Here is a 16,160-nt window from a genome sequence, read left to right as displayed (position 1 = left end):
CGTCAGTCGTCCATGCGCTCGACCAGCCAGGCCGTGGCCGCGATGAGCACGGCCCACACCAGGAACAGGGCCACCGGGAACAGCGGCACACCCAGCACCGTGGCCTCGCGGTCCCACAGCGCCATCAGGGGAAAGTTCAGCGACAGCCAGCCGGCGAAGAACAGGAACACCAGCCGTTGCGCCCCCAGGCTCTTGAACATCGGTGTCTCCTCGGGCGGTGGGCCGCTACTGGGTGCAGGCCTTTCGGGACTATTGTGCCCCGTCCTCTGACCCGCGCCTTACGGGGTTCCGCCGGGCTTGGTCTTGGGCTTGCGGGCCGGGCCCAGGCCATGGGCCTGGCGGCTCAGGGCAAACGAGGCAAACAGCTTGATCCACAGGGTCGAGCCGGCGATGGCGATCCAGTCCTCGTGGGCCAGGGCCTGAAAGCCGAGCACGGCCACCAGCACGGCCACCAGCACCCCCCCGCCCAGCAGGTTGATGATCATTTCGTAGGGCGCATAGCGTTCGGCGTCGGGCGGCGGCAGACCCTTCTTGAGGGCGACTTCCGAAAAATCCCGGCGCACCCCGATGCGCCAGGCGCGCCGCAGCCAGAAGAAGGCCACCGGGATCAGCGCCAGCAGGAAGATCCAGTTGATGATGAAGATGCTCATGGCTCAGGTCTACGCGCTGATTGTCTCAACAAAAAACCCCGCCGGACAGCCGGCGGGGTCGATGCCTGGGCGGTGAGGGCCGCCCGCAGGTTCTGAGGCTCAGTGGCCGGTGGCTGCGCCGGCACCCTTGGGCGTGCGCACCGCGTCCACCATCGCAGCGATGTGCGCAGGCACGGGGGCCGACATCTTGCTGACCAGGAAGGCCACGGCGAAGTTCACGATCGCGCCCACGGTGCCGAAGGCCTCGGGGGTGATGGTGAAGAAGCTGTTGGCGCCGCCGATCAGGCCCAGGTAGTCCGTGCCGGGGATGAAGAAGATGCCCTTGTGCGCGAACACATAGAACAGGGTCACGGCCAGGCCCGCGAGCATGCCGGCGCTAGCACCCTTGTCGGTCACCGTCTTGCTGAAGATCCCCATCATCAGGGCCGGGAAGATCGTCGAGGCGGCGATGCCGAAGGCCAGCGCCACCGTGCCGGCCGCGAAGCCAGGCGGGTTCAGACCCAGGTAGCCGGCCACGAAGATGGCACCGGCCATGGCGATCTTGCCCGCCAGCAGTTCACCCTTCTCGCTGATGTCGGGCTTGATGGCCCCCTTGATCAGGTCATGCGAGATGGCCGAGGAGATGGCCAGCAGCAGGCCGGCAGCCGTGGACAGCGCAGCGGCCAGGCCCCCGGCGGCGACCAGCGCGATCACCCAGTTGGGCAGCTGCGCGATCTCGGGGTTGGCCAGCACGATGATGTCGGCGTTCACCGTCAGCTCGTTGCCCTTCCACCCGGCGGCTTCGGCCTTGGCCAGCACCTCGGGGTTCTTGGTGGCGCTGTTGTAGAACTGGATGCGGCCGTCGCCGTTCTTGTCCTCCCACTTCAGCAGGCCGGTCTTCTCCCAGCGCTTCATCCATTCCGGGCGTTGCTCATAGACCAGGCTGGATTCGGCGGCGAAGAGGTCCGGATTGGCCTTCACCACGTCGGCGTTCACGACCAGCTGCCCGGACTCGTTCTGGGTGATGCCCACGGCCGTGTTGGTGGTGCCGAAGAGGTTCAGGCGGGCCATCGCACCCACGGCGGGGGCCGTGGTGTACAGCAGCGCGATGAACACCAGGGCCCAGCCGGCCGACGAACGAGCGTCGGCCACCTTGGGCACGGTGAAGAAGCGCACGATCACGTGGGGCAGACCGGCCGTGCCGATCATCAGCGAGATCGTGTAGAACAGCATGTTGATGGTGCTGCCGGCGGCGGTGGTCGTGTACTGGCCGAAGCCGAGGTCCGTCACCACCTGGTCGAGCTTGGCCAGCAGCGACACGTCGGTGCCTGCCAGGTTCGAGCCCAGACCCAGCTGCGGCAGGAAGTTGCCGGTGAGGTTCAGCGAGATGAAGAAGGCCGGCACCAGGTAAGCCAGGATCAGCACGATGTACTGTGCCACCTGGGTGTAGGTGATGCCCTTCATGCCGCCGAACACCGCGTAGGCGAACACGATGGCCATGCCGATGTAGATGCCCTGGTCGCTCGTCACGCCCAGGAAGCGCGCGAAGGTCACGCCCACGCCGGTCATCTGGCCGATGATGTAGGTGATCGAGGCCACCAGCAGGCAGATCACGGCCACGTTGCGGGCCAGTTGCGAGTAGTAGCGGTCACCGATGAATTCGGGCACCGTGAACTTGCCGAACTTGCGCAGGTACGGTGCCAGCAGGCAGGCCAGCAGCACGTAGCCGCCCGTCCAGCCCATCAGGAACACCGCGCCGCCGTAGCCCATGTTGGAGATCAGGCCGGCCATCGAGATGAAGGAGGCGGCCGACATCCAGTCGGCGGCCGTGGCCATGCCGTTGGTGACAGGGTGCACGCCCCCGCCGGCCACGTAGAAGTCCTTGGTGCTGCCGGCACGTGCCCAGATGGCAATGCCGATGTAGATCGCGAAGCTCAGCCCCACGATCAGGTAGGTCATCGTTTGAAGATCCATGGTCCGTCCCCGATCAGTCTTCTTGCATGCCGAACTTGCGGTCGATGTCCTTCATCTTCTTCGCGTACCAGAAGATCAGCGCGATGAAGATGTAGATGGACCCTTGCTGGGCGAACCAGAAACCCAGGGGATAGCCCCCCAGATGAATGGCATTGAGGGCCGGGGCGAACAGGATGCCGGCGCCGTAGGACACGACGGCCCAGATCACCAGCACCTTGGTCAGCAACCCGAGCGTTGCCGACCAGTAGGCCTTTGCGTTGTTGTCTTCCATCGAGCGTCTCCTCTCGAAACGTGAAAAGGGATCCCGGGCGGTGATGGCGCCGCCCTCCGAATCGCGCTGCAGCTCTTGACCTGCACCGTTGCGACGCAATGTGGTGGCCCAGGCTTACGGCCACCTTATGCCGCGGGTAAGTCCCAGGGTCGGCGTGCGTGCACCTGTGGCGATGCCGCATGTGCGACGTGGGATGTCAGGCTGGTGTCAACTTCAACCGCCTGCGTTGAGGTGCAAGGTCAATAGTTCGGAAGAACTATGGGCGCCTCAAACGCCTCGTTCTTCCGGACAGCCGCAGGCGCCTTGCAGAAGGATGGGCAAGGCCCGGCCCGGTTCCTACAGTGGCTGCCATGGAGAAGAGCAAGGAGTGATCCCCATGGCGGCCCCCCAAGCAGGATCGGCGACGGTCCCCCCCATTCCGGCCAAGGCCTGGTCGGTGCTGATCGTCAGCACGCTGGCCTTCACCGTGTGCTTCATGGTGTGGATGATGTTCGGTGTCATCGGCATCCCGCTGAAGAAGGCGCTGGACCTCAACGCCACGCAGTTCGGCCTGCTGATGGCCACGCCGGTGCTCACGGGCTCGCTGGTGCGGGTGCCTCTCGGTATCTGGACCGACCGCTACGGCGGGCGCATCGTGATGACCGTCCTGATGGCCTGCACCGTGCCGGCCATCTGGCTGATGGCCTATGCCACGCAGTTCTGGCACTTCATCGTGATCGGTCTGTTCGTCGGCCTGGCGGGGGGCTCGTTCTCGGTGGGCACGCCCTACGTGGCGCGCTGGTTCCCCAAGCAGCGCCAGGGCTTTGCGATGGGCGTGTACGGCGCGGGCAACTCCGGGGCGGCCGTCAACAAGTTCGTGGCCCCGGTGATCCTGGTGGCCTTCGGCTGGACCATGGTGCCCCAGGTGTATGCGGCCATCATGCTGGGCACGGTGGTGCTGTTCTGGATCTTCAGCCACAGCGACCCCAGCCACCTCGTGCCGAGCAACGTCAAGTTCACCGACCAGCTCAAGGCGCTGAAGGATCCGCGCGTGCTGAAGTACTGCCAGTACTACAGCATCGTATTCGGCGGTTATGTGGCGCTGAGTCTGTGGATGGTGCAGTACTACGTGGGCGAATACGGCCTGGACATCCGCGTGGCGGCGCTGCTGGCGGCCTGCTTCTCGCTGCCCGGCGGCGTGCTGCGCGCCATTGGCGGCTGGCTGTCGGACAAGTACGGCGCCCACAGCGTCACCTGGTGGGTGATGTGGGTGAGCTGGATCTGCCTCTTCCTGTTGAGCTATCCCCAGACGGAGTTCACGGTCCTCACGGTGGACGGCGCGCGCAGCTTCACCATCGGGCTGAATGTGTACGCCTTCACCGCCCTGATGTTCATCCTGGGCATCGCCTGGGCCTTCGGCAAGGCCAGCGTCTTCAAGTACATCAGCGACGACTACCCCAAGAACATCGGCGCCATCTCGGGCATCGTCGGGCTGGCGGGCGGCCTGGGCGGTTTCATCCTGCCCATCATGTTCGGCGCCCTGCTCGACCTCACCGGCATCCGCTCCAGCGCCTTCATGCTGCTCTACGGCGTGGTGTGGGTGTCCCTCATCTGGATGTACTTCACCGAGGTGCGTCGCACCGAGCTCATGGGCCCTCACGGTGCCCAGGGCGCCAACCCTGCGCGGGCCTGAGCGGCCCGACTTGGAGGATCGAATGAACACCACTTCCGGCAACGCGCCGCGGGCCTCGCGTCCGGGCCGGGTGCTGACCGTCTGGACCCCGGAAGACAAGGCCTTCTGGGAACGCGAGGGCGAGGCCATCGCCAAGCTCAACCTGTGGATCTCTGTGCCTGCGCTGTTCCTGGCCTTTGCGATCTGGCAGCTTTGGAGTGTGGTGGCGGTGAACCTCCCAGCCCTGGGCTTCAAGTACTCGACCAACCAGCTCTTCTGGCTCGCAGCCGCACCGGCCTTGTCTGGGGCGACGCTGCGCATCTTCTACTCGTTCATGGTGCCCCTCGTGGGAGGGCGTCGCTGGACGGCGATCTCGACGGCCTCGCTGCTGATCCCGGCCATCGGTATCGGCTATGCGGTGCAGGACCCGACCACCAGCTATCCGACGATGCTGACGCTGGCGCTGCTGTGTGGCCTCGGGGGTGGGAACTTCAGCTCCAGCATGGCCAACATCAGCTTTTTCTTTCCGAAGGAGCGCAAGGGCTCGGCGCTGGGTGTCAATGCCGGCCTGGGCAACCTGGGGGTGTCCGTGGTGCAGTTCCTTACACCACTGGTCATCACGGTGGGGGTGTTCGGTGTGCTCGCTGGCGAGCCTCAGACCATGATCAACAAGGCGGGCGACACGGTGCAGGTGTGGATGCAGAACGCCGCCTTCGTGTGGGTCCCCTGGATTGCAATTGCTGCCGTGCTCGCGTGGTTCTTCATGAACGACATCGCCGACGCCAAGGCCTCTTTCGCCGCCCAGGCCGCCATCTTCACACGCAAGCACAACTGGTTGATGTGCGTGCTCTACCTGGGCACTTTCGGTTCCTTCATCGGTTTCGCGGCGGGTTTCCCGCTGCTCATCAAGAGCCAGTTCCCCGACGTCAATCCGCTGGCCTATGCCTGGCTGGGGCCCCTGGTGGGAGCGTTGATCCGGCCGGTGGGTGGTTGGTTGTCCGACAAGCTCGGCGGCGCCACTGTCACCCTTTGGAACTTCTTGGTGATGGCTCTGGCTGTCATCGGGGTGCTGTACTTCCTGCCCAAGGGAACTGGGGGCTTCGTCCTGCCGTTCGGCCCCATCGACGGCAACTTCACCGGCTTCTTCCTGATGTTCCTGGTCCTGTTCCTGACCACAGGCATCGGCAACGGTTCGACCTTCCGGATGATCCCGGTGATCTTCCTGAATCAGAAGCTGCGTGAACTCAAGAGCGACGACGAGGCGGCGCGTGCACAGGCCCTCAAGGAAGGCAATACCGAAGGTGCGGCCGCGCTGGGCTTTGCCGGGGCCTTGGGCGCCTATGGCGGCTTCTTCATTCCCAAGAGCTATGGCAGCTCGATTGCCGCCACCGGCGGACCTGAAGCCGCGCTGTGGATCTTTGCCGTCTTCTATGCCGTGTGCATCGTGATCACCTGGTGGTACTACGCCCGCAAGCACGCCGAAATGCCTTGCTGAACGAACAGAACAAGGAGCCCCTGATGAGCCATTTCCTCGACCGACTGACCTACTTCAACCAGCCCAAGGAACATTTCTCCGATGGTCACGGCGTGACCACCGGCGAAGACCGCACCTGGGAGGACGCCTACCGCGCGCGCTGGGCCCACGACAAGATCGTGCGTTCCACCCACGGCACCAACTGCACCGGCTCGTGCTCGTGGAAGATCTATGTCAAGGGCGGCATCGTCACCTGGGAAACCCAGCAGACCGACTACCCGCGCACCCGGCCCGACCTGCCCAACCACGAGCCGCGCGGCTGCGCACGGGGGGCCAGCTATTCGTGGTACCTGTACAGCGCCAACCGGGTGAAGTACCCCATGGTGCGGGGCCGATTGCTCAAGCACTGGCGTGCCGCCAAGGCCGTCGCCAGGAGCCCGGTCGATGCCTGGGCCAGCATCATGGAGAACGACAGCCAGCGGCGCGACTACCAGCAGCAGCGCGGACTCGGCGGCTTCGTGCGTTCCACCTGGGATGAGGTCAACGAGATCATTGCCGCGGCCAATGTCTACACGATCAAGAAGTACGGTCCTGACCGTGTCATCGGCTTTTCCCCGATCCCGGCGATGTCGATGATCTCGTATGCCGCCGGCAGCCGCTACCTCTCGCTGATCGGCGGCGTGTGCATGAGCTTCTACGACTGGTACTGCGACCTGCCGCCGTCCAGCCCCCAGACCTGGGGCGAGCAGACCGACGTGCCCGAGAGCGCCGACTGGTACAACTCCACCTTCCTGATCGCCTGGGGTTCCAACGTGCCCCAGACGCGCACCCCCGACGCGCACTTCTTCACCGAGGTGCGCTACAAGGGCGCCAAGGTCGTGGCCATCACGCCCGACTACGCCGAGGTCTCCAAACTGGCCGACCTGTGGATGCACCCCAAGCAGGGCACGGACGCCGCGCTGGCCATGGCCATGGGGCATGTGATCCTGAAGGAGTTCTACTTCGACAGGCGATCCAGCTACTTCGACGATTACGCACGTCGCTACACCGATCTGCCGCTGCTGGTGCAGCTCAAGGAACACACGCTGCCCGACGGCAGCAAAACGCTGGTACCTGACCGCTATGTGCGCGCCAGCGACTTCAACGGCAAGCTTGGCCAGACCAACCACCCCGAGTGGAAGACCGTGGCCTTCGACGACATGGGCAAGGTGGTGCTGCCCCATGGCTCCATCGGCTTCCGCTGGGGACCCGACGGCCGGCCCGATGCGGGGCGCTGGAACCTCGAGAACAAGGAGGCCCGCCATGGCCACGACGTGAAGCTCAAGCTGTCGGTGCTGGAAGAGGGCGCGCAGGCCCATGAAGTGGTGGACGTGGCCTTCCCCTACTTCGGGGGCATCGACACCCCGCACTTCAACGCCAACAAGGCCACGGGCGACGTGATGCGCCGCAAGGTGCCGGCCGTGCGCATCGCCCTGGGCAAGGCGGGCGAACCCCGCGAAGCCCTGGTGGCCACGGTGTTCGACCTGCTGGCAGCGAACTACGGCGTCTCGCGTGGCCTGCCTGGCGAGAACGCAGCGCTCTCTTACGACGACAACGTGCCCTACACCCCGGCGTGGCAGGAGAAGATCACCGGGGTCAAGCGCGACCAGGTGATCGCCGTGGCGCGCCAGTTTGCCGACAACGCCGACAAGACGCACGGCAAGTCCATGGTGATCATCGGCGCGGCGATGAACCACTGGTACCACAGCGACATGAACTACCGCGGCATCATCAACATGCTGATGCTGTGCGGCTGCGTGGGCCAGAGTGGCGGGGGCTGGGCGCACTACGTGGGCCAGGAGAAGCTGCGCCCGCAAACCGGCTGGACCGCCCTGGCCTTTGCGCTCGACTGGATCCGCCCACCGCGCCAGCAGAACTCCACCAGCTTCTTCTATGCCCACACCGATCAGTGGCGCTACGAAAAGCTGGGGGTGGAAGAGGTGCTCTCGCCGCTGGCCGACAAGGCCCAGTTCCAGGGCAGCCTGATCGACTACAACGTGCGTGCCGAGCGCATGGGCTGGCTGCCCAGCGCACCCCAGCTGCAGACCAACCCGCTGCAGGTGGTGCGGGACGCGCAGGCCGCAGGCCAGGACACCAAGGACTACGTGGTGGGCTCGCTCAAGAGCGGCGCGCTCAAGATGAGCTGCGAGGATCCAGATCATCCCAACAACTGGCCGCGCAATCTCTTCGTGTGGCGCTCCAATCTCCTGGGCTCCTCGGGCAAGGGCCATGAATACTTCCTCAAGCACCTGCTGGGCACCGCCCACGGTGTGCAGGGCAAGGATCTGGGCCCCGGCGATGCCAAACCGAAGGAAGTGGCCTGGCACGCGCAGGCGCCCGAAGGCAAGCTCGATCTGCTGGTCACGCTCGACTTCCGCATGAGCACGACCTGCCTGTACTCCGACATCGTGCTGCCCACGGCGACCTGGTACGAGAAGAACGATCTCAACACCAGCGACATGCACCCCTTCATCCACCCGCTGTCCACGGCGGTGGACCCGGCCTGGCAGGCCCGCTCCGACTGGGAGATCTACAAGGGTTTCGCAAGCAAGTTCAGCGAGGTTTGCGTGGGCCACCTGGGGGTGGAGAAGGAAGTGGTGCTCACCCCGCTGATGCACGACACGCCGGCCGAGCTGGCCCAGCCCTTCGATGTGCAGGAATGGAAGAAGGGTCAGTGCGACCTCATCCCGGGCAAGACCGCGCCACAGATCACGGTGGTCGAGCGTGACTACCCCAACACCTACAAGCGTTTCACGGCCCTGGGCCCGCTGATGGAGAAGGTGGGCAACGGCGGCAAGGGCATCGCCTGGAACACGGCCGAGGAAGTGCGCCAGCTTGCCGAACTGAACGGCAAGGTGCACGAGGAGGGCGTGACCAAGGGCATGCCGAAGATCGAGACCGATATCGATGCCACCGAGGTGGTGATGATGCTGGCGCCCGAGACCAACGGCCACGTCGCCGTGAAGGCCTGGGAGGCGCTCTCCAAGATCACCGGACGCGAACACACCCACCTGGCCCTGCATCGCGAGGACGAGAAGATCCGCTTCCGCGACATCCAGGCCCAGCCGCGCAAGATCATCAGCTCGCCCACCTGGTCGGGCCTGGAGAGCGAGAAGGTCAGCTACAACGCCGGCTACACCAACGTGCACGAGCTGATCCCCTGGCGCACCCTCACGGGCCGCCAGCAGTTCTACCAGGACCACCCCTGGATGATCGCCTTCGGCGAGGGCTTCACCAGCTACCGCCCGCCGGTGGACCTGAAGACGGTGGACGAGGTGATGAACCGCAAGCCCAACGGCAACCCGGAGATCACGCTCAACTTCATCACGCCGCACCAGAAGTGGGGCATCCATTCCACCTACAGCGACAACCTCGTGATGCTCACGCTAAACCGGGGCGGCCCGGTCATCTGGCTGAGCGAGGACGACGCGAAACGCGCCGGCATCGTCGACAACGACTGGGTCGAGCTCTTCAACGCCAACGGCGCCATCGCGGCCCGGGCCGTGGTGAGCCAGCGCGTCAACCCCGGCATGGTGATGATGTACCACGCGCAGGAAAAAACCATCAACACCCCGGGCAGCGAGATCACCGGGCAGCGCGGCGGCATCCACAACTCGGTGACCCGCATCGTCACCAAGCCCACGCACATGATCGGCGGCTACGCCCAGTACAGCTACGGCTTCAACTACTACGGGACCATCGGCACCAACCGTGACGAGTTCGTGGTGGTGCGCAAGATGAAGCGCATCGACTGGCTCGATGACGAGACCCCGGCGACCGCTGCCTGAAAAAAAGGAGATACCTGCGATGAAAGTCCGCGCACAGATCGGCATGGTCCTCAACCTGGACAAGTGCATCGGTTGCCACACCTGCTCCGTCACCTGCAAGAACGTCTGGACCAACCGGCCGGGCATGGAGTACGCCTGGTTCAACAACGTCGAGACCAAACCCGGCATCGGCTACCCCAAGGAATGGGAGAACCAGGACAGGTGGCATGGCGGCTGGGTCCGCAAGAGCAACGGCAGCATCGAACCGCGCCAGGGCGGCAAGTGGAAGCTGCTCATGCGCATCTTCGCCAACCCCCACCTGCCCGAGATCGACGACTACTACGAGCCCTTCACCTTCGACTACGACCATCTCCAGTCCGCCCCGGAAACCAAGGCGGCGCCGGTGGCGCGCCCCCGCAGCCTCATCACCGGCCAGCGCATGGAAAAGATCGAATGGGGCCCGAACTGGGAGGAGATCCTCGGCGGCGAATTCGCCAAGCGCTCGAAGGACAAGAACTTCGACGAGGTGCAGAAGGACATCTACGGCCAGTTCGAGAACACCTTCATGATGTACCTGCCGCGCCTGTGCGAGCACTGCCTCAACCCGGCGTGCGTGGCCTCCTGCCCCTCGGGCTCGATCTACAAGCGCGAGGAGGACGGCATCGTCCTGATCGACCAGGACAAGTGCCGCGGCTGGCGCATGTGCGTCTCGGGTTGCCCCTACAAGAAGATCTACTACAACTGGCAGACCGGCAAGGCCGAGAAGTGCATCTTCTGCTACCCCCGCATCGAGGCAGGCCAGCCCACGGTGTGCTCGGAAACCTGCGTGGGCCGCATCCGCTACCTGGGGGTGCTGCTGTATGACGCCGATCGCATCGAGCAGGCGGCCAGCGTCGAGCACGACCGCGACCTCTACCAGGCCCAGCTCGACATCTTCCTCGATCCGAACGATCCCAAAGTGATCGAGCAGGCCCGCGCCGACGGCATTCCCGAGGCCTGGCTGGAGGCGGCGCGCACCAGCCCCGTCTACAAGATGGCGGTGGACTGGAAGGTGGCGCTGCCGCTGCACCCCGAATACCGCACGCTGCCGATGGTGTGGTACGTGCCGCCCCTGTCGCCCATCACCGCTGCGGCCAACGCCGGCGACATCGGCATCAACGGCGAGATCCCCGACGTCAACCAGCTGCGCATCCCCGTGCGCTACCTCGCCAACATGCTGACCGCCGGTGAGACGGCACCCGTGGTGCGCGCGCTTGAACGCATGCTGGCCATGCGCGCCTACCAGCGCGAGAAGCACGTGGAAGGGCGCATCAACACCGCCGCGCTGGAGCAGGTGGGCATCGACCAGGCCACGGTGGAAGACATGTACCACGTGATGGCGATTGCCAACTACGAAGACCGCTTCGTCATTCCGACCACGCACCGCGAGTACGCCGAGAACGCCTTCGATGTGCGCGGCGGCTGCGGCTTCTCCTTCGGCAACGGCTGCTCCGATGGCAGCACCGAGACCAGCCTTTTCGGCGGCAAGAAGAAGCGCACCATCCCCATCAAGGCCACCGTCTGAGCGCAGGAGACCCACGATGAAACGTTTTCCTTCCCGAAGCTGCCGCGCGGTGGCCTGCCTGCTGGGTTACCCCGATGACGCGCTGCGCGCCGCCCTCGATGAGATCGAGGCCGTGGTGGTCGAGGAGTCTGCGCTCAGCAAGGACGCCCGCGCCGGTCTGCAGGCGCTGATCCGGCAACTGCGCCGTGGGGAGTCTTTCGAGGTCGAGGCCCGGTACGTGGACACGTTCGACCGGGGCCGCGCCACTTCTCTGCATCTGTTCGAGCACGTGCACGGTGACTCGCGTGACCGCGGCCCGGCGATGGTGGACCTGCTGCAGACCTACGAGCAGGCGGGCCTCTACCTTGCTCCGGGTGAACTGCCCGACTACCTGCCCGTGGCCCTGGAGTTCGCCGCCACCCAGGAGGCGGCTGTGGCGCGCGACTTCCTCGGCGAGATGGCGCACATCCTGAACGCCTTGCACACCGCCCTCGTGCAACGGCAAAGCCCCTATGCGGCAGCCATCGCTGCCGTGCTGGAAATGGCGGGCGAGCGGGTCCAGCACGTGGCCCTGCCGCCCGAAGAAGGTCTGGATGACGCCTGGGCCGAGCCCCCGGCCTTTGATGGCTGCGCCACCAAGGGCCAGAACCGACCGGAACACCCCCAGCCCATTCACATCGTCCGCAAGCCGGCACCTTCCCAAGGAGCACGCGCATGAAAGCCACCGTCGATTTCTTCTTCTTTGGCCTCTACCCCTACATCTGCCTCGGGGTGTTCTTCGTCGGCAGCCTGCTGCGCTTCGATCGTGACCAGTACACCTGGAAAAGCGATTCCTCGCAGCTGCTGCGTACCGGCCAGCTGCGCTGGGGCAGCAACCTCTTTCACGCGGGGGTGCTCTTCCTGTTCTTCGGCCACTTCGTGGGCATGCTCACGCCGCACTTCCTGTACGAGCCCTTCATGAGCCCGGGCACCAAGCAAGTGCTGGCCATGACGGCGGGTGGCATTGCCGGCGTGCTGGCGCTGATCGGCGTGAGCCTGCTCTTGCACCGCCGCCTGTCGGACCCGCGCATTCGCGCCACGTCCAAGACCAGCGACATCTTTCTGCTGTGGCTGCTGTGGGTGCAGCTGGTGCTGGGACTGGCCACCGTGCCGCTGTCGGCCCAGCACCTGGACGGCAGCGTGATGCTGGTCCTGGCCGAGTGGGCGCAGCGCATCGTCACCTTCCGACCCGGCGCGGCCGAGCTGATGGCTGATATCTCCTGGGTCTTCCGGGCCCACATGGTCCTGGGCATGACGATGTTCCTGGTCTTCCCCTTCACCCGCCTGGTGCACGTGTGGAGCGGCTTCGGTTCCTTGTCTTATCTGGTGCGCCCCTACCAGGTGGTGCGTTCGCGTCGGCTGAATCTGCCGGCGGACCACAACCGCTCGCGCCGCCCCGTCGCCTGAAGGAGAGCCTCATGAGCACCGACACCCTGAGCCTCGTGGCCCGCGTCAACGGGCAGGCCCTGCACGCGCCCGGCGAGTCCCTGCCGGAGGAAGCCCTGCGCCAACGCGCCTGCACCGAGCTGCTGCGCCAGGCGGCGCAGGCTGCCGGCCTGCTGCAGGCCACCGATGTGCCCGGCACCGATGGCGTGATCAGCGAAGCAGCCAGCGCGGCGATCGAAGCCTTGCTCGAGCGCGAGCTGGACCTGCCCGAGCCCTCCGAGGAGGCCCTGCGTCGCCACCACGCGGCCCATGCCGCCCAGTACAGCGAAGGTGAGCGGGTGCGCGCCCGTCACGTCCTCTTTGCCGTCACCCCCGGTGTGGACGTGAAGGCCTTGCGCCTGAAGGCCGAGAGCGTGCTGCTGGAACTGCGCTGCCATGACGAAGGCCAGACCGAGGCCGACCAGGACCAGCGTTTTGCGCAGGCTGCACAGGCTTGGTCGAACTGCCCCAGCAGTGCGCACGGCGGCGCCATCGGTGACGACGAAGGCTGGTTGCGTGCGAGCGACTGCGCCCCGGAGTTCGCGCGCGAAATCTTCGGTCACCCGGAAGTGGGCGTGCTGCCCCGCCTCGTGCACAGCCGCTTCGGCCTGCATGTGGTGGAGGTGCTGGAGCGCCAGGCCGGTCAGGCCCAGCCCTTCGAGGCGGTGCGGGGCGCTGTGCGACTGGCCCTGCAGCAGCAGGCCTATGTGACTGCCCTGCGTCAGTACCTGCGTGTGCTCGCAGGTCAGGCCACACTGGAGGGGGTGGCGCTCGACGCGGCGGAATCGCCCCTGGTGCAGTAGCGCAGGGGAGGAAGGGCCATGCCTGATGAGCTGATCGCCCGCCTGCGCCGTTTCCACGACGACTACTTCCCGCAGCACCAGGCACGTTTCCGCGACCTGGTCGACCACGGGCAGCACCCCACGACGCTGTTCATCGGCTGCTCCGACTCCCGCCTCGTGCCCTACCTGCTCACGGGAACCGGTCCCGGAGAACTGTTCATCGTGCGCAACGTGGGCGCGCTGGTGCCGCCCTATGACGGCAGCCATGGCCACCACGGCACGACGGCAGCCATCGAGTTTGCGGTGCTCAACCTGAAAGTCACGCGCATCGTCGTGTGCGGCCACAGCCATTGCGGGGCGATGAAGGCGCTGTACGAGGAGATCTCGCCCGAAGCGCCCAACCTGGCCCGCTGGCTGGACCTGGCGCGGGAAGCCGCCCTGCCGGTGCAGGTGAGCCCCGAGGCATTGCGCCGCACCGAGCAGCGCGCCGTGGTGCTGCAACTCGAGCGCCTGATGGACTACCCCATGGTGCGTTCTCGGGTCGAGGCCGGCCAGATCACGCTGCATGGTTGGTACTATGTGATCGAGGACGGCGAGGTGCACGTCTTCGATGTGCGCAACGGCGGCTTCGTCCCCGCATCCCGTTCGGAACACAGCGGGACCGGCCCCTACGCCCCCGCCGATTCCGAAGCCTGCTTCAACGAGATCGACACACGGCTGCATCCCGGTTGATTTCCCTGCTCTTGACGTGGAACAAGGCCTGGCCGCAGCGGCAGCGTAGAGTCATTGCGAGGGTCAACGGTGACCCGATGGGGAGACTCACATGTTCAACCACCTGCTCGTGCCCGTTGATGGCAGCGACCTCAGCGACAAGGCCATGACCTCGGGGCTGGCCCTGGCCCAGCGCCTGGGTGCGCGCGTCACGGGCTTCATCGTCGAACCCTTTGCGCCCCCACCGGCCAGCATCGGCGAAGGCTATGTCTACGGCCGCATCACCAAGGCGCATGACGAAACCGTGCGGGCCCATGCCGACGAGGTGCTGGGGCGCTTCGAGCGCCTCGCAGCCGAGGCGGGCGTGGCCTTCCAGCGCGTGAGCGTGCAGGCCAGCAACATCGAGGATGCCATCGTCGATGCCGCGCGCGATCACCAGTGCGACCTCGTGGTCATGGTCACCCACGGCCGCGGCGTGTTCGGCGAACTGATGTGGGGGTCACACACGAAGAACCTCATGTCGCGCACGAAACTGCCGGTGCTCGTGCTGCATTGACGGTCTTCCATTGAGCAGGGTCAAGGCCCTGCCGGCGGCGTCCGCGTACCTTCACACCTCCATCACGAGGTGTGTCCATGGCTGAAGTTTCGTCTCCCGTTGAACCCGCGCTCCTGGGCCTGCTCGAGCGCAGCGGCCTGTCGGCGCTGATGCTCAGGGGCGCTCGCCTGCTGCCCATCGTGCAAGGTGGCATGGGGGTTGGCGTCTCCGGCCATCGCCTGGCGGGCAGCGTGGCGGCACTGGGCGGTGTGGGCACACTGAGCAGCGTGGACCTGCGCCGCCATCACCCCGACCTGATGGAGCGTACCCGCGGCCTGGGCATGGGCGAAGCCGCCAAGCAGGCCATCGACGCCGCCAACCTCGAAGCCATCGACCGTGAAGTGGCGGCCGCGCGTGAGCGCAGCGGCGGCCGGGGCCTCGTGGCGATGAACGTGATGCGGGCCGTGAGCGAGTACGCGGCCAGCGTGAAGCGTGCGCTCGAAGCGGGCATCGACGCCATCGTGGTGGGTGCCGGCCTGCCGCTGGACCTGCCCGACCTGGCGCAGGATCACCCCGACGCGCTGCTCATTCCCATCCTCTCCGACAGCCGCGGCGTGCAGCTCATCGTGAAGAAGTGGGAGCGCAAGAAGCGCCTGCCCGACGCCATCGTGATCGAGCACCCCCGCCTGGCCGGCGGCCACCTGGGGGCCGCGAAGATCGCCGACCTGAACGACCCGCGCTTCGACTTCGAGCGCGTCCTGCCCGAGACCCGCGAGTTCCTGCGCAAGGCGGGCATCGAGCGCGAGATCCCGCTCATCGCCGCCGGCGGCATCCGCACCCATGCCGACATCGCCCGTGTGCAGTCGCTGGGCGCCCATGCCGTGCAGCTGGGCACCCCGTTCGCCGTGACCGAAGAGGGCGATGCCCACCCGGAGTTCAAGCGCGTGCTGGCGCAAGCCCGCGAGGAGGACATGGTCGAGTTCACCAGCGTGGCCGGCCTGCCGGCGCGCGCGGTGGCCACGCCCTGGCTCAAGGCCTACCTCAAGATCGAGGAGAAGCTGCAGGCCGTGGCGCACGTGAAGAGCCGCTGCACCAAGGCCTTCGACTGCCTGGCCCAGTGCGGCCTGCGCGACGGCCTGCCCGGCTGGGGCCAGTTCTGCATCGACCACCAGCTGGCGGCCGCCCTGCGCGGTGACGTGAAGAAGGGCCTCTTCTTCCGTGGCGTGGGGGCCTTGCCCTTTGGTGACCAGATCCGCAGCGTGCGCGAACTGGTCGAGCGCCTGCTGACACCGGCACCTCCTGCCGCGGCCTGACGAGGAA

14 protein-coding genes are annotated in these 16,160 nt (G+C 66.0%); 10 read left to right on the top strand and 4 right to left on the bottom strand.

Annotation, left to right across the window (positions count from 1 at the left end; all coding sequences use genetic code 11):
- Positions 1-2: 2 nt before the first annotated feature.
- The 4 genes from C1704_RS15275 to C1704_RS15260 all read right to left on the bottom strand — a co-directional run bounded on the left by C1704_RS15275 (position 3) and on the right by C1704_RS15260 (position 2,874).
- Positions 3-200: a hypothetical protein gene (locus tag C1704_RS15275; protein WP_104303602.1), complete on the bottom strand. Its 198-nt coding sequence runs from the start codon at positions 198-200 to the stop codon at positions 3-5.
- A 78-nt stretch (positions 201-278) separates the two neighbouring features.
- On the bottom strand, positions 279-650 hold the full coding sequence (locus tag C1704_RS15270; protein WP_104303601.1) for a hypothetical protein: 372 nt from the start codon (positions 648-650) through the stop codon (positions 279-281).
- Positions 651-749: 99 nt separating this feature from the next.
- Positions 750-2,603, bottom strand: coding sequence for a sodium:solute symporter family protein (locus C1704_RS15265; RefSeq protein ID WP_104303600.1), 1,854 nt, complete (start codon positions 2,601-2,603; stop codon positions 750-752).
- Positions 2,604-2,616: 13 nt separating this feature from the next.
- Positions 2,617-2,874, bottom strand: coding sequence for a DUF4212 domain-containing protein (locus tag C1704_RS15260; RefSeq protein ID WP_104303599.1), 258 nt, complete (start codon positions 2,872-2,874; stop codon positions 2,617-2,619).
- A gap of 376 nt (positions 2,875-3,250) precedes the next feature.
- Here C1704_RS15260 and C1704_RS15255 point away from each other — a divergent pair, with 376 nt between their 5' ends.
- The 10 genes from C1704_RS15255 (at position 3,251) to C1704_RS15210 (ending at position 16,153) form a co-directional block, all read left to right on the top strand.
- Positions 3,251-4,546, top strand: coding sequence for an MFS transporter (locus C1704_RS15255; protein WP_104303598.1), 1,296 nt, complete (start codon positions 3,251-3,253; stop codon positions 4,544-4,546).
- A gap of 22 nt (positions 4,547-4,568) precedes the next feature.
- The gene (locus C1704_RS15250) at positions 4,569-6,020 is read left to right on the top strand and encodes a NarK family nitrate/nitrite MFS transporter (protein ID WP_104303597.1); all 1,452 of its coding nucleotides are present in this window, start codon (positions 4,569-4,571) and stop codon (positions 6,018-6,020) included.
- Between the two features lie 23 nt (positions 6,021-6,043).
- Positions 6,044-9,826, top strand: a complete 3,783-nt coding sequence (locus C1704_RS15245; protein ID WP_104303692.1) for a nitrate reductase subunit alpha — start codon at positions 6,044-6,046, stop codon at positions 9,824-9,826.
- A gap of 19 nt (positions 9,827-9,845) precedes the next feature.
- The gene (gene narH, locus C1704_RS15240; RefSeq protein ID WP_104303596.1) at positions 9,846-11,369 is read left to right on the top strand and encodes a nitrate reductase subunit beta; all 1,524 of its coding nucleotides are present in this window, start codon (positions 9,846-9,848) and stop codon (positions 11,367-11,369) included.
- 16 nt (positions 11,370-11,385) lie between these two features.
- Entirely contained in the window at positions 11,386-12,066 is a 681-nt protein-coding gene (narJ, locus tag C1704_RS15235; RefSeq protein ID WP_104303595.1) for a nitrate reductase molybdenum cofactor assembly chaperone, read from the top strand.
- Complete coding sequence (narI, locus tag C1704_RS15230) at positions 12,063-12,794, top strand: respiratory nitrate reductase subunit gamma (protein ID WP_104303594.1); 732 nt, start codon at positions 12,063-12,065, stop codon at positions 12,792-12,794. The genes narJ and narI overlap by 4 nt, the downstream gene beginning before the upstream one ends.
- Before the next feature lie 11 nt (positions 12,795-12,805).
- Complete coding sequence (locus C1704_RS15225; protein ID WP_104303593.1) at positions 12,806-13,615, top strand: peptidylprolyl isomerase; 810 nt, start codon at positions 12,806-12,808, stop codon at positions 13,613-13,615.
- An 18-nt stretch (positions 13,616-13,633) separates the two neighbouring features.
- Entirely contained in the window at positions 13,634-14,326 is a 693-nt protein-coding gene (locus C1704_RS15220) for a carbonic anhydrase (RefSeq protein ID WP_104303592.1), read from the top strand.
- Between the two features lie 91 nt (positions 14,327-14,417).
- Positions 14,418-14,861, top strand: coding sequence for a universal stress protein (locus tag C1704_RS15215; RefSeq protein WP_104303591.1), 444 nt, complete (start codon positions 14,418-14,420; stop codon positions 14,859-14,861).
- A gap of 77 nt (positions 14,862-14,938) precedes the next feature.
- Complete coding sequence (locus C1704_RS15210; protein ID WP_104303590.1) at positions 14,939-16,153, top strand: NAD(P)H-dependent flavin oxidoreductase; 1,215 nt, start codon at positions 14,939-14,941, stop codon at positions 16,151-16,153.
- Positions 16,154-16,160 lie beyond the last annotated feature (7 nt).

This window comes from Caldimonas caldifontis, assembly GCF_002930615.1.
GTDB lineage: Bacteria > Pseudomonadota > Gammaproteobacteria > Burkholderiales > Burkholderiaceae_C > Caldimonas > Caldimonas caldifontis.
This window is presented reverse-complemented; position numbering and strand designations above follow the sequence as displayed.